This window comes from Sorangium sp. So ce448, assembly GCF_051520915.1.
Taxonomy (GTDB): Bacteria; Myxococcota_A; Polyangia; order Polyangiales; family Polyangiaceae; genus Sorangium; species Sorangium cellulosum_B.
The window spans coordinates 9,494,035-9,515,167 of sequence record NZ_CP150343.1 but is presented as its reverse complement, the minus strand read 5'-3'; the positions used below and the strand labels follow the sequence as shown (position 1 = coordinate 9,515,167).

Sequence of the window (21,133 nt, the reverse complement as noted above, 5' to 3'; positions counted from 1 at the left end):
GTGGAGCCGGCATATCGCGACCTCTCCCAGCGGGCGTCCGAGGCCCCATTGTCGGTTCCAGATCGGCCGAACCCCCCTCGGGAGGGGGAGCCGGCACATCGCGACCGCTCCCGGCGGGCATCCGAGCTCTCGGCTCGGTTCCGAGATGGTAGCTTCCCGCCACCTTGGGTACCCCGTCCCCTCCGGCGGAGCCTCTGGCGGCGCCCGCTCCCGCGCGCCGCGCGCTCGCTGGCCTGCTCCGCCGCGGCGCGGGCGCCGCGCGCCGCGAGCCGCTCAGCGCGGCGCTCGCCCTCGTCGTCGTCGCCGCGTCTGTCTATGTGATCGCCGTCCCGCTCGCGGTCGTCCGCTATCCGCCGATGACCGACCTCCCGTTCCACGCGGCCGAGACGGCGGCGTTCAGGCACTACCTCGATCCGGCGTGGCACTTCCGCGAGCAGTTCACGCTCCAGCCGCTCGCCGTCCCGTACATGTCCATGTACGCGCTCGGCGCCCTGCTCATGCTCGTCCTCCCTCCCGTGGCCGCGGTGAAGGTCGCGGCGGCGGCGATGCTCGCGCTCCTGCCCGCGGGCCTCGCCGTGCTCTTCCACGGCCTGAAGCGGAGCCCGCTCCTCGGCGTCCTCGGCCTGCTCCTCGTCTGGTGCAACCTCACCCACTGGGGCTTCCTCAACCACATGGGCGCGCTCGGCCTCTTCGCGATGGTCGTCGGCCTGACGCTCCTGCTCCTCGATCGCCCCTCGCGCGGCCGGCAGATCGCGCTCGCGCTCGCGCTCGTCGCGCTGTTCTTCACGCACATCTTCCGCTTCCCGTTCGCGCTCGCCGCCGTCGTCGGCACGGCGATCGTCGTCTTCCCGGCGACGCGGCGGCTCCGCCCCGTCGCGCTCCCGCTCGCGCCCTCGCTGGCCCTCTTCGCGGCGTGGCTCGTCGTCCGGACCGACACGCTGCACGCGGCGCCCATCGCGCCCGCGCTCCACTGGGAGCGGCTCGGCGAGGTCCCGTCGCTCCTCTTCACGAGCTTCACCGACCCCGCCGAGGCGGCGGCGGCCGGCCGGGCAGCGCGCTTCGTGCTCGCCGCGCTGCTCGTTTGCGCCGCCGGCGCCGCCGCACGGCTCGCCGGCGCCGGCGCCGATGCGGCGCCCTCGCCCGCAGGCGCCGGCGCCGACGCTGCGTGCTCACCCGCAGGCGCCGGCGCCGCGCCCTCGCCCGCCGTGGACGCGCCGAAGTGGTCCTTCGCGCGCCTCGCCGCCCTCGTCCCGGTCGCCTGCGCGATCGTGTTCCTGGGCCTGTTCCTGAGCCTGCCGCTGCAGATCGGCCTCTGGTGGTACGTCTACCCGCGCGAGATCGTCGCCGCGCTGTTCCTCGGCCTCGGCGCCTTCCCGGATCTGCCGCGATCCCCCTGGCTCAAGGTGCCGGCCGTGCTCGCGCTGTCGGCCGCCGCGGTCTTCCTCGGGGCCGTGGTCCGCGACAACTACCGCCGATTCGACCAGAGCACGCGGGACTTCGACGCCATCATCGCCCGCATCCCGCAGGCGCCGAGGCTGCTCTACCTCGTCTTCGATCACGGCGGTTCGACCCGGACGACGACGCCGTTCATCCATCTCCCTGCCTGGGTGCAGGCCACGCGAGGCGGCTGGCTCAGCTTCCACTTCGCCGTCTGGGACGCCTCGCCCGTCGCCTACAGGCCCCGCGAGGAGCCGGGCGCCGTCGTCCCGCCGCCCACGCCGCTCCGGTGGGAGTGGACGCCTTCGATATTCGACGTGCGCCGCCACGGCGCCTTCTTCGACTGGTTCCTCGTCCGCCGGCGAGCGGGGGCGAATCACCTCTTCGCGAAGGACCCGAGCATCGTCGCCGTCGACCACGTCGGAGACTGGTGGCTCTACCAGCGCAGCGGCGCGCCCTAGCGGCGGGCACGCCGGCTCCGACTTTTTGTTACCATGTCGCCCATGCGCACCTCGACTGCGTCTCCCCTCGTCGCCGCCAGCCTCGCCGTCCTCGCCGTGTGCGCCTGCGGCTCCGAGGACCCCGTCGACCCTGGCGGCGCGGAGGGCGGCGGGGTCCCCGCCGGGCCCGTCTGCTCGGAGCCCACGCCGGTGCCCTGCGAGGACGAGGTCTTCCAGCAGATGAACCTCCAGGACACCGTGGCAGCAGGTGAGATCGTCAACGAGCAGGACGGCGCCGGCATCCGCTCCCTCGTCGACGCCACCGCGGGCGGCCCCTTCGCTACCGAGCCCGACGCCTACGTCTATGCCCGGTTCACGGACGCCGGCCTCGAGAAGGTCGAGATCTCCGACGAGGCGTCGCTCCAGTCCATGGACTGGGACATCGCCTTCCGGCGCTACATCCTGCGCATCAACAGCGGCCACTCCGGGCCGTCTTGCGTGACGGCGGCGCGGCTCCCGGGCGACCCGGACTACGACGGGCTCACCGAGCTGCCCGCCGACCCGACGCTCTACAGCGACGAGTACTTCACCCCGAGCTGCAAGCTCATCCCGGACGGCTCCGGGCTGGAGGCCCCGGCGACGGCGCTCTCCCGCTACTGGACCTACCCCGGGTGCGTGAAGATGACGGGCTTCGTCTACGTGCTCAGGCTCGCCGACGGCCGGAGGCTCAAGCTGACCGTCACGCACTTCTACAACGAGCAGACCCAGGTGATATGCCAGGAGGACGGCATGGTTCCGATGGAGGACACCGGCGCCGCCAACCTCCAGCTCCGGTGGGCGTTCCTGCCGTGACGCGGACCGCCGGCGCGGTGCCCGCGTGGCGCGGCGGCCTGGCCCGCGCTGCGGCCCCGTGGCGCCGCCTGGGCCGCGCGGCGGCCTGGCTCGCGCCGGCGCTCGCGGCCTGGCTCGCGCCGGCGCTCGCGGCCTCGATCGCGCCGGCGCTCGCCGGCTGCGGCGCGGACGACACGGCCGCGCCGCCGCTCGACGGGCCCGCCGCGGCGCCGCTCGAGCGGCCCGACGCGCGCGGCACGAGCCTCCAGTTCCGGTTCGATCCGGACGACGTCGTCGAGACCTTCGCGTCGGCGTCCGGGAGCTTCCTCGTCCATTTCACGCGCGAGGGGCGCTGCGCGGTGCCCGCCGAGGACGGCGACGCGACGGGCGTCCCCGACTTCGTCGAGGAGGTCGCCGCCGTCTACGACGAGGTCATCACCCACTACCGAGACGTCCTCGGCTTCCGGCCGCCGAGGAGCGACGAGGGCCTGCCCGACAACGGCGGCGACGGCCGCTTCGACGTCTACCTCGTCGACTTCGCCGGCGTCGGCGACGGCGTGTTCCGCGTCGACGCCTGCGACGAGGACGCCGGGGGCCGCTGCGCCGGCTTCATGACCCAGGAGAACGACTACAGCGGCTATGGTTATCCGTCGACGCTGACGGCGAACCGGGTCCTCGGGAGCCACGAGCTCTTCCACGCGGTGCAGGCGGGCTACGACCACGGCCAGGACACGCTGATCACCGAGGGGACCGCGGTCTGGGCGACCGAGTCGTTCGACCCCTCGCTGAAGGATTTCGAGGGCTTCGTCGACGGCTACCTCGCGAACACGGATCGGTCGCTCGACGTGCCCTTCACCGGCCCTGTCGACCCCTTCAGCTACGGGAGCGCGCTCTTCTTCCAGTTCCTCGAGGAGCGCTTCGGAGACGGCACGGTCCGCGCGCTCTGGGAGCGCCTCGAGGACGGCGCGAACGGCGAGGCGGATCCGTTGTGGTTCGAGCAGCTCGACCCCTTGCTCTCGTCGCAGGCGCAGACGACGTTCGCCGAGGCGTTCGTGGAGTTCGCCGCCTGGAACCTGCTCACCGGATCCGCCGCGGATCCCGGGCGCTCCTACGCCGCCGGGTCCGGCTACCGCGGGCTCGCCCCGGAGGAGGTCGCAGCGCCCTACGCGGACGGGCTGCGCGTCTTCCACGCGTCGGCGCAGTACTTCAGCGTCTCCCCCGCCGGGCGCGCGACCATGACGGCCGCGCTCGCGGCGCCCGCGGGCGATCCGGCAGAGCTCTCCGGCCTCGCGCTGCTGCTCGCGGCGCGGCGCGGCCGCGTCTATGGCGAGGTGGTGCGCGCCGGCGACGTCGCCTCCGGCGCGGCGCTTGTCGACACGGCGGGCGCCGATGACCTCGCCGTCGTCGTGGTGAACGGCCTGCAAGAAGGCGAATCGCGCAAGCCCACGCTGTGCATCGGCACGCCCGACGAGGTCGCCGCGTGCCGGGCCGCCGCGGAGGGCGGCGGTGGCGGCGGCGCCGGCGGCGAGGCACCCGCCGAGGGCGCAGCGGGCGGCGTCGACGACGGCGGGTGCGGCTGCCGCCTCGCGGCGCCGGCCGCCGCAGCCGCGAGCTCCGCCGCGTCCTTGGGCTGCGCGCTGGGCGCCTCGCTGCTCGCGCTGGCCGCGCGCCGGCGCAGGCGCTGAGCGGGGGCTCACGCGCCGGGCGACGCGCTCGGCGCGGCGCTCGGTGAGGCGCGTCACCCGGCGAGCGCTCTCCCGCGCCGGCCCCGTGAGCGCTCGTCGTGCCGTGAGCCGGATGCGCTAGCCTGAAGGAGATGAGCGAGCCCCGTTCCGAGGACGCATGCCCTTTCCTCCGGGAGGGCGCCGACGGCATTCTTTGGTTCGCCATCGAGGGCGATATTTCGGAAGAGATCGCGCGCTCTCTCTGCGCCCTGTTCCGGCGCGTGTCGGAGAGCGGTCGCGAGGTCTTCGTGCTCTCCGACGCCCGCCGCGTCGGGACCCTGACGGCGGCGGCGCGCAGCGCGCTGGCGGAAGAGCTGCGCGGCGTGCGCTTCAGCGGGGTCGCGGTCTTCGGGGCGAGCTTCTCCCTGCGCGTCGTGACCACGCTCGCCTCGAGGAGCGTGCAATTCTTCACGGGCGAGGTCTATCCGCTGGCGTTCTTCGACACGGAGGGCGAGGCGCGCGCGTGGCTGCTCGCCCAGCGAGACGCGCTCCGGGCCACGCAGCGGCAGGGCGCATGACGCCCGCCGCCCTCCGAGGCGCGCGCCATCGGCGCGGCGCCGGCGCGCACGACGCACGTCGGCGGGGATGGGCTACCCTATCTGCTCGGGTTCTTCGAGACGGAAGCCGAAGCGCGCGCGTGGCTCCTCAAGCAGCGGGGAGCGCTCCGGGCCGGGCGGCGGATTTAGGCGTGACGTCACCCTCCGCGGCGCGCGGGCGACCCGGCGCATGCGCAGCCCCGAGCCGCGGCCCACGCGCTCGATCGGCCGCTTCGCCGGTCGTCGCGAGGATGGCGTCCGTGATGGAGCGAACGTCGTACCGCCGCGCAAACGAGCTACCGTGCAACACCATGAGCGACCCCCGCATCGACGACGCGAGCGTGGCCCTCCGCGAGGACGCTGAAGGGATCCTGTGCACCGCCATCGTGGGCGACATCTCGGACGACACGGCGCGCGCGATCGCCTCCGCGTGCAGGCGCCTGTCGGAGAGCGGCCGCGCGGTCCTCGTGCTCTCCGATGCGCGCCGCACCGGGACCATCTCGGCGTCGGCGCGCAAGGTGATGGCGGACGAGCTCCGCGGCGTGCGCTTCGACGCGATCGCGCTGTTTGGCGCGAGCTTCGCCGTGCGTGTCGTCTCCACGCTCGCCGCGAAGAGCGTGCAGCTCCTGACGAGGCAATCCTATCCGGTCGAGTTCTTCGCGACGGAAGGCGAGGCGCGCGCATGGCTGCTCGTCCGGCGGGACGCGCTCCGGGCCGGGCGGCGGCCTGGAGCGTGACGTCCCCCTCAGCGGCGCGCGCGGGCCGCGCCGCGCCGGCGCGCCGCCGCCGCCAGGCCGAGGAGCGCCGCCGCCGCGAGGCCTCGCCGCTCGCCTGAGCCCGCGCCGGTCGAAGCGCACGCGCAGCCGGCGCGCTGGTCGCCGGCGCCCTCGCCGCCTCCCGAGAGCGGCGGCGGCTCGTCCCCGAGCACCTCCGTGAGCGCCGCGACAGGGTCGATGATCCCGTGCCCGAAGAGGGGATCGTGCCCGCTCTCGTCGGGGACCGCGTAGGGCGCCAGCCGCGCCGTCCGGATCATGACATCGTAGAGCTCGCCCGCCGTCCGCTCGGGCGCGGCGCTCACCAGCAGCCCCGCGATGCCGGCGGCGACAGGGCACGCCGACGAGGTGCCGCCGAACCGGTCGGTGTAGTCGCTCGCGTCGTCCCCCTCGCTCCCGGCGATATCGGTGCTCAGCGTCCCCGTGGGGGCGACGAGATCGATGGATCTCCCGCGGTTCGTGAACGGCGTCGCGTCTTCCAGGTGGTTGACGGCGCCCACGGTAAGGACGCCCCGCACGGCCTGGAGCTCGTCGTCGAGGATCTCCCGGTCGTCGTTGCCGGCGGCGAACAGGACGAGCGCCCCCTTCCCGTTGCGCCCGGCGTCGAACAGGCGGTTGATCGCGGCCTCGACCACCCTGGGGACGGGCATCGGGTCGGCGTACCCCCAGCTGTTCGACACGACGGCGGCGTTCACCTGCAGGGCGAACTCGAAGGCGTCGACCGAGGCGGAGATCGGCCGTGGCTCGTCGTCGATCAGCCGCACGCACCGCAGCCTGCAGGCGGGGCAGCCGCCCGCGATGCCCACGCCGTTGTTGGTGTCGGCGGCGATCAGGCCCGCGCAGGCCGTCCCGTGGTTCACGCTCTGCTCGCCCGGCTGGTAGGTGGCGTCGTCGTCGTCGTCGATGACGTCCAGGCCTGGATCCATCTTCGCGGCGAGGTCCGGGTGATCGAGGTCGCAGCCGGTGTCGATGACGACGATGGACGTGGCCGCGTCTCCCTGCGTGCGCCCCCAGGCCTCCTGCATCCTGAGGTCGTCGAAGTACCACTGGTCGGGCAGGCGCGGGTCGTCCGGCGCGAACGGCGCGCCGTGCGCCTTGAGGCGCACGTGGAGGTCCGGGATCGCCTCCCGCACGGAGGCCGGCCGCGCCGCGCCCTGGAGGCGCTGGGCGAGGTCGAGCCCGTCGCCGCCGCCGGTGTCCCTGACGAGCCACAGCCCGATCGAGGGCATCAGCGGCCTCACCAGCTCCACCCCAGCGGCGCCGAGCGCGTCGAACACGTCCAGCGCGCCGGGCTCGACCTCCACGATCGCGGTCGCGCCGACGCTCGCCTCGACCGTCCGTCCGTCTGGATAGCGGAGCCGCACCGGCGCGAGCGCGCGCGGCGTCGAGGACGCGCCCAGCGCGGCAGGACCGAGCCGCTCGACCGCGACGAGGCGCCCGCCGTCCATGAACCACGCGTCGCGCGCTTCCTCCGCTTCCTCGCGCACGGCCGCGCGCGGGCTGGCGAGGCCGTCGCCCGCCATGGCGGCAAGGAGGAGCGCCGCCGAGGAGAGCACCGCGGTCGGCTTGCGTCTCATGGCTCTCCTGGATCTACCGGACCGCGCGGCGCTCGGTCTACCGGAGAGCGCGCCGCGCTGGGGCTAGCCCGTCCCCGGGCCCCGGATCACCATCGACACGAGCAGGTCCCTCATCTTCGAGAGCTCGTCCCGCACCGCTCCGTCGTCGGGGAGCGACGTGAGACGCAGCGTGACGCGCTCCAGGAACTGCTGCCTCGCCCTCTCGAAGCCCGGCACCTGCTGGTCGTGCAGCGCGCAGGTCACCAGCTCGTGATCGAGCAGCCGCCAGAAGAACTTGCCGTCGACGGTCGTGGCGCCGAGCCTCCCCGTGAAGCCGACGACCGCCCGCGCTCCCGCGTCGAGGAGCCTGTCGAACAGCGGGCCGTTCGCGGTCTCGCCGCAGCAGAAATAGAGCACGCGATTGCGCGCCCACAGCTCGATCTCCTGCGCCGGGCTCTCGTGCGACAGCAGGATGCCGTCGGGCGACTCGTCGTCCACAACGCAGCTCGTCTTGCCGTGGGACGACACAACGATCGCCCGGAAGGGATTGCCGGTGCTCTCGGCGCGCGCGATCTGGCGGAGTATTCGCCTCCGCTCCGCGCTGGCGCGTCCGAACGGTACGATGGAGAACTGCTCTCCCATACGCCCGTAGAGCTGCGTGCGTCCGGCCGCGAACCACGCGCTGTCCGGGTCGAAGGATGTGTCAATCGAGAGTACAGGTCGAGCCGTCATCCTACCTCCGTCGCAGATCCCCCGGTGAGCGTTGGACATCGCTCGCTCGCGCGCCGGACAGCGCCCGCTGCGCCGAGCAGCTGGCGTACGGCATCAGGCCCTGTCCATCGGCTTCTTCGCAGCATGCTCTCTTCCCGCGGCCATTCCGGACCCCTGCCACGAGACTCGCAGCAGTGTAGAATAACGACCGTAGGGGAACTCCTACTAGAAAAATCGCCTTCGCTCCGACGAATTTCTCGGCTTTCGCTGAGTCGTAGGGTGGCGGTGGCGCCGGCGCGCGGGTGCGGCTCAGGTTTTTATGTCCCGCTTCAGCACGCGCGTGTTGCGTGAGGGTATCGTTTCTAACCGTTCTAACCGTTCTAACCGTCGTCCAGTCGTCTCTGAACCGCGTGTCCGGGCGCTCACGGCCCCGGGGAGAGGGGGCTGGAGAGGCAGCGCATGGTTCAGGGGAGGGGCGCTGCGGCGTCGGTCTGGCCCAGGACGAGCCTGCGGGGCTCCCCCTGCTGCAGCGCGCGCATCCTCGCGTGCATCTGCTGCCCGAGCGCTTCGCGCGCGCCGTCGTCAAGGAGCTTCCTGACCTTGGGGAACAGGTGCTCTTCCTCCTCCTTGTGGTGGTGCTCGAGCTGCTCGGCGAGCACATGGATCTTGGCCCCGAACCTCTCGTCCGCGGCGTCGAGGGCCACGAGATCGGCCAGCACGCGCTTGATGGACAGGTGCTCCTCCAGCGACTCGAGGAGGATATCCTCGGTGCGGCGAGCCCGGACCGCCGGGTAGAAGTCCTGCTCTTCGATCGTGATGTGGGTGGCGAGGAGGTCGGCGGCAGCGGAGAACTGCGCCGCGGTGACGGAAGAGGCCTCCTTCAGCTCGGAGAATCGCTGCTCGAGCTCGCGGTGGTGGCGTACGAGGAGATCGATGGCATCCATGAGATCTCTATGGAGCGTATACCGCCGGCGAGCAAGCGGGAGAGACACGCAAAGCCTGCCAGATCGAGATTCACGGATTCAGCGGCCTCCTGGCGTCGGATCCGCAGCGCGGCGGCGACATGGCGCGTCTGCGGCGGTCGAGCGAAGAGGGATGACGATCATGGCGGTATGTCGAGCCGCCGCCCGCAAGGTGCCTGTTTGCCCCAGGGAGCTCCCTTGCAGGCGGCAGGCGTCTCCTGACGCCGTGGCGTCATGGGCGCGATCTCCCGCTGTCTCCTCTGTCTCATCGAGCCGCCGGCGGCCGGAGCGCGCGAGAGCCGCCCTTCAGGCGAGGTCGAACAGCAGCACCTCGCCCGCGCCCTTCCCGACGAGGTGGAGCGACTGACCTGCTCCTCCCGCGGCGGGCGCTCCGGCTGCTTCGAGCGCCGCCGCGTCGCCGGCCTCGAGCAGCGTCCCGTTCAGCTCGACGCTCCCGCGCGCGACGTGGACCCAGGCGTTTCGGCCGGCGGGGAGCTCGTAGCGCGCCTCTTCGCCTTGCCCGAAGAGCCCCGCGAACAGGCTCACGTCCTGGTGGACCGTCACCGAGCCCTCGCGCCCGTCCTGCGAGGCGACGAGCCGCAGCTTGCCCTGGCGCTCTTCCTTCGAGAACGCCTTCTGCTCGTAGCTCGGCGTATACCCGCGCCGATCCGGCACGATCCAGATCTGCAGCAGGTGGGTCGCGCCCGCCTTCGAGGTGTTGTGCTCGCTGTGGTACACGCCCGTCCCCGCCGACATGCGCTGGACCTCGCCAGGGCGGATGATCGACCCGTTCCCCATGCTGTCCTTGTGCGCGAGCTCCCCCTCCAGGACATAGGTGACGATCTCCATGTTCTGGTGCGGGTGCATCCCGAACCCCCGCGACGGGGCGACGCGGTCGTCGTTGATGACCCGCAGCGCACGGAAGCCCATGTGCTCCGGGTCCTGGTAGTCGGCGAACGAGAACGTGTGGAACGACTGCAGCCACCCGTGGTCGGCATAGCCCCGCTCGCCAGAGCGCCGGATCACCATCGAAGAAGTGTTGTTGGCCATGACCTCAGCATGCGCCCGCCGATCCATCTTGTGAATCGGCATTGTTCTGATGGGAACCATCTGCAATGTAGATGGATGCCCCTGGGACACCGTTGCCTCAGACGACCTCGAGGTTGGTCGTCTCGGCGTCCAGCCAGGGCCCGCCCTTCGCCTGGATCACGAACGCGTCGAAGGTCGCGGCCGTCGCGCGCACGCCGGCCGGCCTGAGCTGGTCCTGGGGGACGATCGCCAGGTTCGGCGCGCTCACCGTCGGTGCGGTCGCCTTTCCACCGAAAGCCTCCGACGCCCCGCGCATCACCGCCGCGAGCCGATCGGCGGTCGGCTCCGGCAGGAAGAGCGCGCCGAGCGTCGCCACCCGGTCGATCCCCCGCGCGGTCGCGATCTCCGACAGGAAAGCCACCGCGGCGCCGACGGCCTCACCCGCCTCCTCGACGAGCAACAGCCGGCGCGGCCGTGGATCGCGGAGGGCGTGCTCGAGGTGCGCCGCGTCGGGCGCCGCCCACAGCACGCGCTCGCCGCTGCACGCCTCCATCACGGCGAGCACGTCCTCCACCGATGCCGGCGCGGCCACGGCCCGCGGCGGCGCGGCGCTCGCCCGGGGGAGAAAGCCGTGGTTCCGGCACGCGGTGAGCTGCTTCAGCTCGAGACCCACCGCCGCCACCGCCTTGAAGAGCACGCGCTGCGCGGGCGCGGACCGCGCCTCCACGAACACCGCGATGGGCAGGCCGGTCTCCCGGAGATCGGCGAGGAGCTCTGCGTACATCCGGCTCGCCAGCCCTTGCCCCTGGAACTTCGGCCGCACGCTCACGAACGAGAGGACATATCCCTCCGACGTGGCGCCCCGGAACCGGAAGCGGCGCGGCGCGACGCCGATGAAGCCGGCCGGCTCGCCGCCCTTTCGCGCGAGCACGGCCTTCGGCGACGGGCCGGGGTAGCCGAACTGCCATCGCAGGTAGCCGGCCGTGTAATGGAGGGTCGGCGGAGGCCACGCCTCGCGCAGGACGAAGCTGGCCTCGTCCGCCGCCGCGACTGGATCGACGCGCTCGAACTTCATGGACGCGAAGCCTCTCAGAACCCCCAGGAGACGGAACTGCGAGCAAGCGGCGGAGCGGCGATGCGCCGCGCTACAGGGTCGCCATTTCGGGAGCGCGCCGCACGACATCGGGCCAGCCGGTCGGATCGTCGCCGTGCTGGGCCAGGAACGCGTAGACCCACCGCTCCAGGCCGAACGCGATGCACACGCTGTGCATCGGGCCCGCGCCCTCGACATCGCAGCTGAACGCGCGGCCGAAGAAGTCGGTATGGTAGTTCAGCGAGCCGGCCGCCACGCGCTCGCCCTCCGGGAGCATCAACGAGATCTCGTATTTCGTCTCGCTGCTGATCTGGAAGTACGTCTTGGCGGCCGCGTCCGGCGCGATGAAGAACGGGTCGCTCGCCGTCCGGATCTCGCCGGCGAGCCGGTGCTCGTCGAGGTAGCGCGCCACGATCTCGTTCCCCTGCTCGCGCAGCGCGAGGACGTTCTCCCGCGACCCGAGGAAGACGATCTCCCGCATCGTGAACTCCCAGAGCCGCCGCAGGTCCACCATCTTGCTCGACTCGTAGCGGAAGCAGCGGCCCGCGAGGGCGTAGCGTGCGCCGCCCGCCGGCAGCACCCGGCCCCGGTTCGCCGCGTACACGTGGTAACAGACCGCCGGCGAGAGGCACACCTCCGGCTGCGCCATGTCGCTCAGGGCGCGCTCGTCGAGCGTGTCCCGGTCCTGATGCCGCGCCCGGAAATCCTCGATGAGCGGCATGTCCTCCGGCAGATGGCACGTGAACGTGACGATGTGCGGGAACGAGCGGAAGTAGTCGCACTTCGCCAGCGTCGCCGCCGGGATCAACGTCGGCACCAGGATCGGGCTCGGCGAGAACGGCGCGCCGAGCGCCTCCAGCGAGCGATCGAAGTAGCGGTAGAGCCGCAGCGGGATGCCCTCGAGGGCGACCTGGCCCTGGCCCATCTGCGTGATCCCGGCGGGGAGCGCGCCGCCCCGGAACTCCACCCGATCGCACGCCGGGCTGCGGTACACGAGCTTCCGCGTGAGCTGGCGCAGGCTGCGCTGCATGGTGCGCGCGATGCCCTCCGCCGCCTTCGCGAGGTCGGCCGCGCGCTCCTCGGGGGCCTCGAACTCCAGCGCGGCGCCCTCGCGGACGAAGCGGATGTCCGCGATCTCCTTCGAGAGGAAGGCGATCTGCTTGGGTATCTCCTCCTGCGCCATCTCGGTCGCAGGCGCCGCGAGCTCGACGGTGACGACCCTCCTCACGGCGCGAGCTCCTGGATGAGGGAGCTCAGCGCGCGCGGCGTGCGGGCGACGGTGAACCGGTCGTCGGGGAGCGCGACGTTGAACTGGTCCTCCAGCTCGGTGAGCAGCTGGAGCGCTCGAACCGAGGAGAACCCCGCGTCGTAGATGTCGTCATCGGGCTTGATCGCGGCGGGCAAGCGGCCGACCGTGACGATGACATCGATCACCTTCTCCACCTCGATCATCATGAAAGAACTCCAGGGTTAAGATGCGCTGTCAGAGCCCGAGCGACGCGCAGCGTCGTCCGCGCCGTGCCTCCTCGCGTTCGCATCGGCGCGGTCCGCCGCGGGCGCGATGGGCGGCGGCGGCTCGGTCCGGAGTGATGCCACCCGCCGGGCCGGATTGCCAGCGACGACGGTGTACGGCGGGACATCGGCCATCACGATGGAGCCCGCCGACACCACGCTGCCCTCGCCCACCGTGACCCCCGGGAAGATCGTGGACCGGGTCCCGAGCCAGACGTTGTCCTCGATGACGACCGGCCGCACCTCGGCGTCCGAGGGAGGCAGGCCCCGCCTCCGGGCCTCCGGATCGCTCGGGTGGCCGCTCGAGTCGAGGATGAAGACGCCCGCCGCGATCATGCAATGCTTGCCGATGGTGACCGACTTGCCGACGACGATCCGGCAGCCGTGACCGATCCCGGTATTGTCGCCGATCCGCAGCGTGGGGCGGTCGCTGAACCGCGCGGCGAAGATGAAGTCGGTCTTGCCGTCGAGGACGACGTTATCACCGAGGATGATGTCGCCCCGCCCATTGATGAAGTGGATGAAGGTCCCCGTCCGGACACCCTTGCCGTACTGCGCGCAGTGTGACTTGAAATGCGGCTCGCAGACGAGAACACGCGCACCGAAATAGTACACCTCGCGCGCGGCCTCGAACGCGACGCGCATCGGGACCACGAGGGGCCGCGGCGCGGGCAGGGTGAAGCTGCGGACCTGCCGGCGCACGTGGCGCATGGCGCGGGCGACGTCGTGATCGGAGGAGGCGAGGAAACGAACCAGATTCTTCATAGAAGGTCGCTCGGCGCGGACTGGTCCAGTCTGCGATGTTCAGCGGGTCGCACGCGGCCAGAAGGACGAAACGAACGCCAGGGGGCCGGAGACTATAACCCGAAACTCGTCGCGCCGAACCCGCTCTTGGCCGACCTATCTCGCTTTGGCCTCCGCAGGGCCTCTTGGGTCTCTGCTAGGTCGCTGCTGGGTCGCTGCGGGCCTCTGCTGGGTCTCTCCAGGCCCGCTCTTCCGCCGCTTTACCGCTTCATGGCAAACCATGCGCCAATCGACGTTGGCGAGTGGCCTGGTTGCAAGATTTGCAAATACCGTGACGGCGAGCCGCGTTACGCCGCGTCATGTCCGGACGGCGAAGCGTCGGTGGGGCGCTTTGCCTCCATATGGGGCAAAACGCCCCGGAGGAGGACCAGGCCGAGCGCGGCCTCGACGAGGGTGACCGCCACGGCCCACGTCGTCGTCGAGGCGGCAATGGCGGCCAGGCGTGCGTCGCGCGTCGCGCCGGCCGCGAAGCCCTCGAAGAGCGCGGCGGCGAGCACGTCGCGCGTGCCGAAGCCCTGCGGGGTGATGGGGAGCGTCACCGCCACCATCAGGATCGGGATGTACGTGAGGGCGGCTCCGAGGGGAATGCGCACGTCGAAGAACCAGAAGGGGAGCCAGGTGCCGGCGAACAGCACGAGGAGGTGCGGGATGCGCGCGGCGAGGGCGACGAGGTGGCCGCGCACGCCCGCCTCGAAGAGCGGGGCGAGGAGCTTCGCCCGGGCGAGCCGGGCGGGGCGCAGCGCGAGGATCGCGAGGTAGAGCGCGCCCGCCGCGAGGAGCAGGGCGGACCCGGCGAGCGGCCCGCCGTTCGCGGGCACGGCGACGGCGCCGAGGAGGAGCAGGCAGCCGAGCCACGACGCGTACACGACGAGCGTCGCGCCGGCGACGCGCGCGAGCGGCACGGCGTGCACGCGCGCGAGGAAGACCGTGACGAAGGCTTGACCGACGTGGTGGTTGAGCAGCGACGGGAGGTAGGAGGCGCCGCGGAGCACGAGGAAATCGCGGAAGGCGACGGGCGCGATCAGGCGGCGGTAGACGAGGACGGTCGCGAACGTGTCGGCGCCGAGGAGCGCGAGGACGAAGAGGGCGGCGAAGGCGACGAAGAGCGGGGCGTCGACGCGCGACAGGGCGGCGCGGAAGGCGTCGAAGTCGAGCCGGCCGAGGACGAACGCGACGAGCGCGGCCGCCAGCAAGAAGGGCAGGGCGCGGCGCGCGCGTGCCGCGAGGCGCGGCGCGGGACGCTCCTGCAGGTCGCCGTCGCGCGGGCGCGGTGGCGGAGCGTCGGCGAAGGATCCCGTGTGGGTCGAGGAGCGCAACGGCGGGACCGTAGCAGAATCCCCGCGCCGGTGGCCGGGCCGAAGCTGGAGGGAGCGGAGCCCTGCGCGCGGCGACCGCACGGCGCGCGGCGACCGCGCCCGACATGGGGCATAGTCGTCCGCCATGTCCAAGTACGATTACGATCTGTTCGTCATCGGCGCCGGCTCCGGCGGCGTGCGCGCAGCCCGCATGGCCGCTTCCTACGGCGCCCGGGTCGCCGTCGCCGAGTCGCGCCACCTCGGCGGTACCTGCGTCAACCTGGGGTGCATCCCGAAGAAGCTCCTCGTCTACGCCTCGCACTACGCCGAGGACTTCGAGGACGCCGCCGGCTACGGCTGGACGGTGCCCGGCCACGGCGCCGGCGGGAACGGGCACGCCGGCCCGTCGTTCGACTGGTCGACGCTCCTCCGCAACAAGGACAAGGAGATCGAGCGCCTGAACGGCATCTACGAGCGGCTCCTGAAGAACTCGGGCGCCGACGTCCGGCGGGGGCACGCCCGGGTCGTCGATCCCCACGCCGTCGAGATCGACGGCGCCAGGATCACCGCCGAGCGGATCCTCGTCGCGACCGGCAGCTATCCCTGGATCCCCCATCTCCCCGGGCGCGAGCTCGCCGTCACCTCCGACGATCTGTTCCACTTCCCGACGATGCCGCGGCGGGCGGTCATCGTCGGGGGCGGCTACATCGCGGTCGAGCTCGCCGGCATCCTGCACGGCCTCGGGGCCAAGGTGTCGCTGGTCCACCGCGGCCTGCACCTCCTGCGCGGCTTCGACGACGACATCCGGGCGTTCCTGGCCGCCGAGATCCAGAAGAAGGGGCTCGACCTCCGCCTGGGCGCGAGCGTCGAGAGCATCGCGCGGCAGGGCGACGCGCTCGCCGCGACGCTCGCCGACGGCACCGAGCTCGCCGCCGACTGCGTGCTGTACGCGACGGGGCGCCTGCCGAAGACCAAGGGGCTCGGCCTCGAGGAGGTCGGGGTGAAGCTCGACGAGGAGGGCGCGGTCGTGGTGGACGACGCGTTCCAGACGTCGGTCCCGTCCATCTATGCGCTCGGCGACGTCATCTCGCGCGTGCAGCTCACGCCCGTGGCCATCGCCGAGGCGATGGCGCTGGTGAAGACGCTCTTCCGCGGCGAGCGCGCGCGCGTCGACTACGCCGGCATCCCGACCGCCGTCTTCAGCCAGCCGAGCGTCGGCACCGTCGGCCTGTCCGAGGCGCAGGCGCGAGAGCACCACGACGTCGCCATCTACCTCTCGACCTTCCGCGCGCTCAAGCACACCCTCTCCGGGCGCGAGGAGAAGACGATGATGAAGCTCGTCGTCGACCGCGCGACCGACCGGGTGCTCGGCGTCCACATGGTCGGCCCCGACGCCGGCGAGATCGTCCAGGGGTTCGCCGTCGCGCTGAAGTGCGGCGCGACCAAGGCGCAGTTCGACGCGACGATCGGCATCCACCCGACCGCGGCCGAGGAGTTCGTGACCATGCGCGAGCCGCTGCGGAACCTCGATCGCAGCCCCCCGATGGGGATCGCGCCGAGCTCCGCCTAGCCCGAGGTCGCTCGGGGCGGCTCCGTCCGCGCCCGTCCGCTTCAATCCGTCTGCGAGCGCTGGCGGTCGTCCCCGTCCGCTTCCGTCCGCTTCCGTCCGCTTCCGTTCGCTGATCCGAGCTTGCTCGCTCGCGTTCGCGCTCGGCGCGCTCCTCTGGTATGGACCGCGCGATGTCGTCCCACGCCTCGAGCCACTTGAAGCCGGTCGGCCTGCTCGCCCGCACCAGCGACCGCTCGTTCTATGCCTTCAATGCCGTGCTCTCCGCGGCCGCGCTGGCGTTCCTCGCCTACATCCTCATCATCCGGCGGGGCGCGGGCGGCGCGGATCTCCGCTTCATGCCGCCGCTGAACGCCGCCTTGAACGCGACGGCCGCCACGCTCCTCGTCGCGGGCTGGATCGCGATCAAGCGCCGCGCGATGGTCGTGCACAAGTACCTGATGGTCTCGGCGTTCGCCGCCTCGTCGCTGTTCCTCGTCGGCTACCTCGCCTATCACTTCGTCCATGGCGACACGAAGTACCAGGGCACCGGGCCGCTGCGCGCCGTCTACTTCGCCGTCCTCATCTCGCACATCGTGCTCTCGGCCGGCATCGTGCCGCTCGCGCTGACGTCGTTCTACTTCGCTTACAAGGCGAATTTTGCGAAGCACGCCAAGGTCGCTCGGGTGACGCTGCCCCTCTGGCTCTACGTCTCCGTCACCGGGGTGCTGATCTATTTCATGCTCCGCGGGAGCGCGCCGGCCGTGCCGTGAGCGGCGCTCGTACCAGGGGCGGGTGGAACCGCTCTAGAAGTCCTTGATGCTGCCGCGCCGCCCCTGGAAGCCTCCGAAGACGTACCGGTAGGCTGAGAGCACGGCGTAGGAGAGCTCCTCGTACTGGTAGATCTCCTCCATCAGCGGGATCGGGTCCTGATAGAGCGTGTCGCTCGCCACGATCCTGGGCCACGGCAGGCGGTCCGGGTCGGCGCCAGGGACGCCGGCCTCCCTCATGACCTTGAGGAACTCGTGGGCGAGGAGGCCCTGGCCGATGACGCTCGGGTGAACGCCGTCGAGGCTGACGATGCCGCCGGCCTTGCGGCGCCCGGCGCGATCGACGTGGTAGAAGCGGGTGTCCATCGGTGGCGCGACGTTGGCCGCGAAGTACGCGGGGAACTCGTATGCCGGCTCGCCGCCGGTGCGCCGGTACGCGAGCCGGTCCAGGCCGCCGGAGACGTCGACGAGGTGATACCGGGGCGTGCGGTGGCGGGCGTTCTTCTCCTCGATGAGCCGGACGAGCTGCGCGTTGCAGGCGTCGACCGTCTCGTCGATGCGCCGCGCGTCCGCCGCGGTGAGGTGCGGCGCGCCCGCCTCGATCAGGCGCGTGCCCCGAGCGAGCGGGGGATAGGTGTAATAGGGGTAGTAGCGCGGGAGGCCCTCGGGGTCACGAGCCACGCGTCGGCCACGTCGAAGCCGTACACCGAGACGTTGTGGAACCAGGGCACGCTCCCGCCGCGGTAGCGGCCGGCCCCCTCGCCGCGCTCGTAGTACTCCTCGGCCACGTCGAGCACCCGGTTGATCTCCAGGAGGACGGCGGCCCACTCGAGCCTGTCGATCGTGGGGCCGAAGGCGAGCTGGAGGCGGCGGAGCACCACCTCGAGATCGAGCAGCAGCCCGTGGGCCGGGTAGTCGGGCACACGGTACGCCGGGCTCGACCGCGCGTCGCCGACGTCGACGCCGAGCGCATGGGCGATCCACGTGGAGTAGGCGAGCTGGGTGCGCGCCGCGCCGAGCGACATGAAGCCCTGAGAGATGCTGTCCCCGATGGTGAAGAGCCTCATGACGCCGTCCTCACGCGTTCCACGTCGAAGCGCCATGGTATCCGAACGCGCTGCGCCGCGCGGCAGGTTCGCCGCGCGGCGGCGTGACCGCGCGCGACGGCGCGACGCCGGAGCCTCAGCGCCGCGCCGCGCGTCTGTGCAGGACGGCGCTCGCGATGCGCACGGCGAAGAGGAGCGCGAGCAGCGCCGCGTAGATCATCGGCTCTGTCGTGTCCTTCTTCACGCGGAGGAAGAAGTGCACGATCCCGAGGACGGCGGCGGCGTAGGCGAGGCGGTGCAGGCGCTTCCAGCGCGCGGCGCCGAGGCGCTTCAGCATGCGCGCGGTCGACGTCGCCGCGAGCGGGACGAGCACGAGGAGCGCGACGAAGCCGGCGAGAATGAAGGGGCGCTCCGTGATGTCCTCGACGATCGCGCGCACGTCGAGGCCCTGATCGACGATCGCATACGTCAGGAAGTGGGCGCACGCGTAGAAGAACGCGAGCAGCCCGAGCGCCTTGCGGATACGCAGCGGAAACGTCCAGCCCGACACGAGCTTGAGCGGCGTCGCCGCCAGCGAGGCGACGAGCAGCACGAGCGCGAGCAGGCCGAGCTGGTTCAGCGCCTCGGCGACGGGGTCCGGGCCGAGCGCCCCGGCCCCGGCGCGCAGGCCGAGCACGGCCACCGGGATCAGCCCGCCGGCCACGACCGCGGGCGTGAGCCAGCCGAGCTTCCGGCCAGCCGGCACACCGGCGGCGACAGCGCGCGGCGGCGACATCGTCCTCGCTGGCGCGCGCATCGTCAGAAGCTCTCCCGCAGGTCCATCCCGCTGTAGAGGCCGGCGACCTCCTCCGCATAGCCGTTGAATGGCAGCGTGGGGCGGCGGCGCAGCTCACCGATCCTCCGCTCCGTCGCCTGGCTCCAGCGCGGGTGATCCACCGCGGGGTTCACGTTCGCATAGAACCCATACTCGTCCGGCGCGGCGCGGCTCCAGCTCGTCGTCGGCTGCCGCTCGGTGAGCTTGATGCTGACGATCGATTTGCACCCCTTGAACCCGTACTTCCACGGCACCACCAGGCGAATGGGCGCTCCGTTCTGGCCGAGCAGCGATTTGCCGTAGAGGCCCACGGCCAGCATCGTGAGAGGGTGCATGGCCTCGTCGATCCGGAGCCCCTCGACGTAAGGCCACTCGAGCACGTCGCTCCCCTGGCCGGGCAGCTGCTCTCGATCGAGCAGCGTGGTGAACTGGACGTACCGGGCGCGAGAGGTCGGCTCGAGGCGCCTGAGCAGCGCGCCCAGCGGGAACCCGAGCCAGGGGATCACCATCGACCACGCCTCGACGCAGCGCATTCGATAGACGCGCTCCTCCAGGGGAAACCATCGGAGGAGGGTGTCGAGGTCGATGACCTCGGGCTTCTTCACCTCTCCCTCGCACGCGATGGCCCAGGGGCGGAGCCTGAGCCGGCCGGCGTTCCTGGCCGGCTCCGACTTGCTCAGGCCGAGCTCGTAGAAATTGTTGTACGAAACGATGTCCTCGTAGGAGGTCCGCGCTTCGTCGGTGACGAACGGGCCTCCTGGGCTCGTCCCGGAGGACGACGCGCCGGCGGCCAGCGGCCCCGGCGGCGCGGCGGCGCTGCCGAGCGGCGTGGCCTCGCCGCCGGGGGCGCCGGCCGCCGAGAGGCGCGCCGCGCCGCCCGTGAGCCAGACGAGGCCGCCGCCCATGGCCGACGCGGTGCCGGCGAAGAGCGCCGCGTTCTTGAGGAGCTCGCGCCGCCGCAGGTAGAGCGCTGGAGGGGTGATCTCGCCGGCGGGCGGTTCCTTGGGCAGCTTGCTCATGCCCCCATTCTACGATCGGGCGGGGCTCCGGTTGCGGTCGGTCGCGATCACGCGGCCCTTGACAGGAGGCGGAGCGCCGTATGCGGCGCCTGGTGGATCGAGGGCAGCGCGAGCATCTGGGCGATGCGCGTGGAGCGCCGGTCGATCCCGCGGGAGAGCGCCGCCCGCTCGCTCCCGCTGCGCGCGGCGAGGAGCGCCAGGACGTCGTCCCAGACCCGCTCGCGCCACCGCGAGAGCATCTCCATCGACACCCAGACCGCGACCTCCGGCGCTGTCTCCAGGAAGAACGCGCTGAGGGGGCAGCCGTGCCGCGCTGTGAGGCGCGCGAGCGCCTCGATGACCGAGGCGCGGAGCAGCGTATTGATCTGATCGTGATCGTGCTTGAGCCGCGCGAGCATCGCCCTGTCGGCGCCGTGCCCGAACTCGACGATCGTCGCGTGGATCCCGAAGATCAGATCGTAGTTGATGTGGGCGCTGAAGCCGAGCAGCGCGTTCTGCACGGGGGGCGTGAACCGCGACGCCGTGCTCGCGTACGCGATGTGCCAGGCGCCGCAGTCCTGCGCCGCGCCCCGATCGTACCAGCCGAGCGTCTCGAGGTACCGCTCGCAGAACCGGCCCGCGAGCCGCGAGATCCACGCCGGCTCGAGGAACATGCCATCGCGTCGCTCGGCCTGCGCCGCGACCGCGCGCGTGACGATACCGTAGACGTCGGTGAAGGCCGCTCGCCGATCCCCCGCGGCGAGGAGCCGATCCGTCACGGTGTCGAGAGCAACGGCAGCATCGTGGACGCTCGTCGGATGCAGATTAAGGCCGTCGATGCAGCACCTCATGAAGTTCCCCTCCTACTTCTTCGCTCGTCCAAGAGACCTGTCTGATGTTCGAACTCCCGCATCCGATCAGCCTCGCAGACCCCGGCGCGCGCCAAAGGCGCGCAGCACGAACGGTGCAGCAGGGCGCCGTCAGGCGATCTGCCCGGCCCCCGTGGATCTGATTTGCGGTCCCGGTGCGCGTCGTTCCCATGTGGAAAGCGGATCTCCTGATCCGCCGGGAGAAAGGTCGCCGCGGCCGTTGCCTCTGGCTTCCCCTCCTGCCGGCCCTCCCCTCGAACCGGCTTCCGCAGAAGAGCGATACTCGATGCGATCCTCGACGCGCTCGCCGCGGGATGCCCCCCCTCGCTGCGGCGCTCTAAGTTCGACCTAGTCTACGACATGGTGTGGGGTGACCACAATTGTCTT

21 protein-coding genes are annotated in these 21,133 nt (G+C 71.7%); 7 read left to right on the top strand and 14 right to left on the bottom strand.

What is annotated here, in order from left to right; all coding sequences use genetic code 11:
- Positions 1–164 precede the first annotated feature (164 nt).
- The 5 genes from WMF45_RS36060 to WMF45_RS36040 all read left to right on the top strand — a co-directional run bounded on the left by WMF45_RS36060 (position 165) and on the right by WMF45_RS36040 (position 5,705).
- The gene (locus WMF45_RS36060; RefSeq protein WP_437710104.1) at positions 165–1,898 is read left to right on the top strand and encodes a hypothetical protein; all 1,734 of its coding nucleotides are present in this window, start codon (positions 165–167) and stop codon (positions 1,896–1,898) included.
- A gap of 42 nt (positions 1,899–1,940) precedes the next feature.
- Positions 1,941–2,729, top strand: coding sequence for an HmuY family protein (locus WMF45_RS36055; RefSeq protein ID WP_437710102.1), 789 nt, complete (start codon positions 1,941–1,943; stop codon positions 2,727–2,729).
- Complete coding sequence (locus tag WMF45_RS36050; RefSeq protein ID WP_437710100.1) at positions 2,726–4,393, top strand: MXAN_6640 family putative metalloprotease; 1,668 nt, start codon at positions 2,726–2,728, stop codon at positions 4,391–4,393. Before WMF45_RS36055 ends, WMF45_RS36050 begins: the two co-directional genes overlap by 4 nt.
- Before the next feature lie 131 nt (positions 4,394–4,524).
- Positions 4,525–4,950 carry an STAS/SEC14 domain-containing protein gene (locus WMF45_RS36045; protein ID WP_437710098.1) on the top strand — a complete coding sequence of 142 codons (426 nt, stop codon included), beginning with the start codon at positions 4,525–4,527 and terminating at the stop codon, positions 4,948–4,950.
- Positions 4,951–5,279: 329 nt separating this feature from the next.
- Positions 5,280–5,705 (top strand): STAS/SEC14 domain-containing protein, encoded by a 426-nt coding sequence (locus WMF45_RS36040; protein WP_437710096.1) that lies wholly within the window; start codon positions 5,280–5,282, stop codon positions 5,703–5,705.
- Between the two features lie 8 nt (positions 5,706–5,713).
- Here WMF45_RS36040 and WMF45_RS36035 read toward each other — a convergent pair whose 3' ends face one another.
- The 9 genes from WMF45_RS36035 to WMF45_RS35995 all read right to left on the bottom strand — a co-directional run bounded on the left by WMF45_RS36035 (position 5,714) and on the right by WMF45_RS35995 (position 14,724).
- Positions 5,714–7,318, bottom strand: a complete 1,605-nt coding sequence (locus WMF45_RS36035; RefSeq protein WP_437710094.1) for a S8 family peptidase — start codon at positions 7,316–7,318, stop codon at positions 5,714–5,716.
- A gap of 63 nt (positions 7,319–7,381) precedes the next feature.
- The gene (locus tag WMF45_RS36030; protein WP_437710092.1) at positions 7,382–8,029 is read right to left on the bottom strand and encodes a hypothetical protein; all 648 of its coding nucleotides are present in this window, start codon (positions 8,027–8,029) and stop codon (positions 7,382–7,384) included.
- A gap of 443 nt (positions 8,030–8,472) precedes the next feature.
- Positions 8,473–8,952, bottom strand: a complete 480-nt coding sequence (locus tag WMF45_RS36025; RefSeq protein ID WP_437710090.1) for a hemerythrin domain-containing protein — start codon at positions 8,950–8,952, stop codon at positions 8,473–8,475.
- A 324-nt stretch (positions 8,953–9,276) separates the two neighbouring features.
- On the bottom strand, positions 9,277–9,999 hold the full coding sequence (locus WMF45_RS36020) for a pirin family protein (RefSeq protein WP_437719614.1): 723 nt from the start codon (positions 9,997–9,999) through the stop codon (positions 9,277–9,279).
- A gap of 118 nt (positions 10,000–10,117) precedes the next feature.
- Positions 10,118–11,074: a GNAT family N-acetyltransferase gene (locus WMF45_RS36015; RefSeq protein ID WP_437710088.1), complete on the bottom strand. Its 957-nt coding sequence runs from the start codon at positions 11,072–11,074 to the stop codon at positions 10,118–10,120.
- A 70-nt stretch (positions 11,075–11,144) separates the two neighbouring features.
- On the bottom strand, positions 11,145–12,320 hold the full coding sequence (locus WMF45_RS36010) for a hypothetical protein (protein ID WP_437710086.1): 1,176 nt from the start codon (positions 12,318–12,320) through the stop codon (positions 11,145–11,147).
- Positions 12,317–12,547, bottom strand: a complete 231-nt coding sequence (locus WMF45_RS36005) for an acyl carrier protein (protein ID WP_437710084.1) — start codon at positions 12,545–12,547, stop codon at positions 12,317–12,319. The genes WMF45_RS36010 and WMF45_RS36005 overlap by 4 nt, the downstream gene beginning before the upstream one ends.
- Before the next feature lie 15 nt (positions 12,548–12,562).
- Positions 12,563–13,369, bottom strand: coding sequence for an acyltransferase (locus WMF45_RS36000; RefSeq protein WP_437710082.1), 807 nt, complete (start codon positions 13,367–13,369; stop codon positions 12,563–12,565).
- A gap of 326 nt (positions 13,370–13,695) precedes the next feature.
- Positions 13,696–14,724: a lysylphosphatidylglycerol synthase domain-containing protein gene (locus tag WMF45_RS35995; protein WP_437710080.1), complete on the bottom strand. Its 1,029-nt coding sequence runs from the start codon at positions 14,722–14,724 to the stop codon at positions 13,696–13,698.
- Between the two features lie 124 nt (positions 14,725–14,848).
- On the opposite strand from WMF45_RS35995, the gene gor reads away from it, so the two are divergent.
- Positions 14,849–16,273, top strand: a complete 1,425-nt coding sequence (gor, locus tag WMF45_RS35990) for a glutathione-disulfide reductase (protein WP_437710078.1) — start codon at positions 14,849–14,851, stop codon at positions 16,271–16,273.
- Positions 16,274–16,431: 158 nt separating this feature from the next.
- The gene (locus WMF45_RS35985; protein ID WP_437710076.1) at positions 16,432–17,022 is read left to right on the top strand and encodes a DUF420 domain-containing protein; all 591 of its coding nucleotides are present in this window, start codon (positions 16,432–16,434) and stop codon (positions 17,020–17,022) included.
- A gap of 33 nt (positions 17,023–17,055) precedes the next feature.
- On the opposite strand, the gene WMF45_RS35980 is transcribed toward WMF45_RS35985, so the two are convergent.
- The 5 genes from WMF45_RS35980 to WMF45_RS35960 all read right to left on the bottom strand — a co-directional run bounded on the left by WMF45_RS35980 (position 17,056) and on the right by WMF45_RS35960 (position 20,728).
- Entirely contained in the window at positions 17,056–17,700 is a 645-nt protein-coding gene (locus WMF45_RS35980) for a hypothetical protein (protein WP_437710074.1), read from the bottom strand.
- The gene (locus WMF45_RS35975; protein WP_437710072.1) at positions 17,622–18,086 is read right to left on the bottom strand and encodes a hypothetical protein; all 465 of its coding nucleotides are present in this window, start codon (positions 18,084–18,086) and stop codon (positions 17,622–17,624) included. Before WMF45_RS35975 ends, WMF45_RS35980 begins: the two co-directional genes overlap by 79 nt.
- A gap of 115 nt (positions 18,087–18,201) precedes the next feature.
- Positions 18,202–18,861 carry a sulfite oxidase heme-binding subunit YedZ gene (locus WMF45_RS35970; RefSeq protein ID WP_437710070.1) on the bottom strand — a complete coding sequence of 220 codons (660 nt, stop codon included), beginning with the start codon at positions 18,859–18,861 and terminating at the stop codon, positions 18,202–18,204.
- A 2-nt stretch (positions 18,862–18,863) separates the two neighbouring features.
- On the bottom strand, positions 18,864–19,898 hold the full coding sequence (msrP, locus tag WMF45_RS35965) for a protein-methionine-sulfoxide reductase catalytic subunit MsrP (protein ID WP_437710068.1): 1,035 nt from the start codon (positions 19,896–19,898) through the stop codon (positions 18,864–18,866).
- 47 nt (positions 19,899–19,945) lie between these two features.
- On the bottom strand, positions 19,946–20,728 hold the full coding sequence (locus tag WMF45_RS35960) for a DUF5995 family protein (protein ID WP_437710066.1): 783 nt from the start codon (positions 20,726–20,728) through the stop codon (positions 19,946–19,948).
- Between the last annotated feature and the right edge of the window lie 405 nt (positions 20,729–21,133).

Excerpts from the sequence above, each read along its gene's own strand:
- WMF45_RS36055 (WP_437710102.1), top strand. The coding sequence starts at position 1,941 with ATGCGCACCTCGACTGCGTCTCCCCTCGTCGCCGCCAGCCTCGCCGTC.
- WMF45_RS36045 (WP_437710098.1), top strand. The coding sequence starts at position 4,525 with ATGAGCGAGCCCCGTTCCGAGGACGCATGCCCTTTCCTCCGGGAGGGC.
- WMF45_RS36040 (WP_437710096.1), top strand. The coding sequence starts at position 5,280 with ATGAGCGACCCCCGCATCGACGACGCGAGCGTGGCCCTCCGCGAGGAC.
- WMF45_RS36035 (WP_437710094.1), bottom strand. The coding sequence starts at position 7,318 with ATGAGACGCAAGCCGACCGCGGTGCTCTCCTCGGCGGCGCTCCTCCTT.
- WMF45_RS36030 (WP_437710092.1), bottom strand. The coding sequence starts at position 8,029 with ATGACGGCTCGACCTGTACTCTCGATTGACACATCCTTCGACCCGGAC.
- WMF45_RS36025 (WP_437710090.1), bottom strand. The coding sequence starts at position 8,952 with ATGGATGCCATCGATCTCCTCGTACGCCACCACCGCGAGCTCGAGCAG.
- WMF45_RS36020 (WP_437719614.1), bottom strand. The coding sequence starts at position 9,999 with ATGGTGATCCGGCGCTCTGGCGAGCGGGGCTATGCCGACCACGGGTGG.
- WMF45_RS36015 (WP_437710088.1), bottom strand. The coding sequence starts at position 11,074 with ATGAAGTTCGAGCGCGTCGATCCAGTCGCGGCGGCGGACGAGGCCAGC.
- WMF45_RS36005 (WP_437710084.1), bottom strand. The coding sequence starts at position 12,547 with ATGATGATCGAGGTGGAGAAGGTGATCGATGTCATCGTCACGGTCGGC.
- WMF45_RS36000 (WP_437710082.1), bottom strand. The coding sequence starts at position 13,369 with ATGAAGAATCTGGTTCGTTTCCTCGCCTCCTCCGATCACGACGTCGCC.
- gor (WP_437710078.1), top strand. The coding sequence starts at position 14,849 with ATGTCCAAGTACGATTACGATCTGTTCGTCATCGGCGCCGGCTCCGGC.
- WMF45_RS35985 (WP_437710076.1), top strand. The coding sequence starts at position 16,432 with ATGGACCGCGCGATGTCGTCCCACGCCTCGAGCCACTTGAAGCCGGTC.
- WMF45_RS35975 (WP_437710072.1), bottom strand. The coding sequence starts at position 18,086 with ATGAGGCTCTTCACCATCGGGGACAGCATCTCTCAGGGCTTCATGTCG.
- WMF45_RS35970 (WP_437710070.1), bottom strand. The coding sequence starts at position 18,861 with ATGCGCGCGCCAGCGAGGACGATGTCGCCGCCGCGCGCTGTCGCCGCC.
- msrP (WP_437710068.1), bottom strand. The coding sequence starts at position 19,898 with ATGAGCAAGCTGCCCAAGGAACCGCCCGCCGGCGAGATCACCCCTCCA.
- WMF45_RS35960 (WP_437710066.1), bottom strand. The coding sequence starts at position 20,728 with ATGAGGTGCTGCATCGACGGCCTTAATCTGCATCCGACGAGCGTCCAC.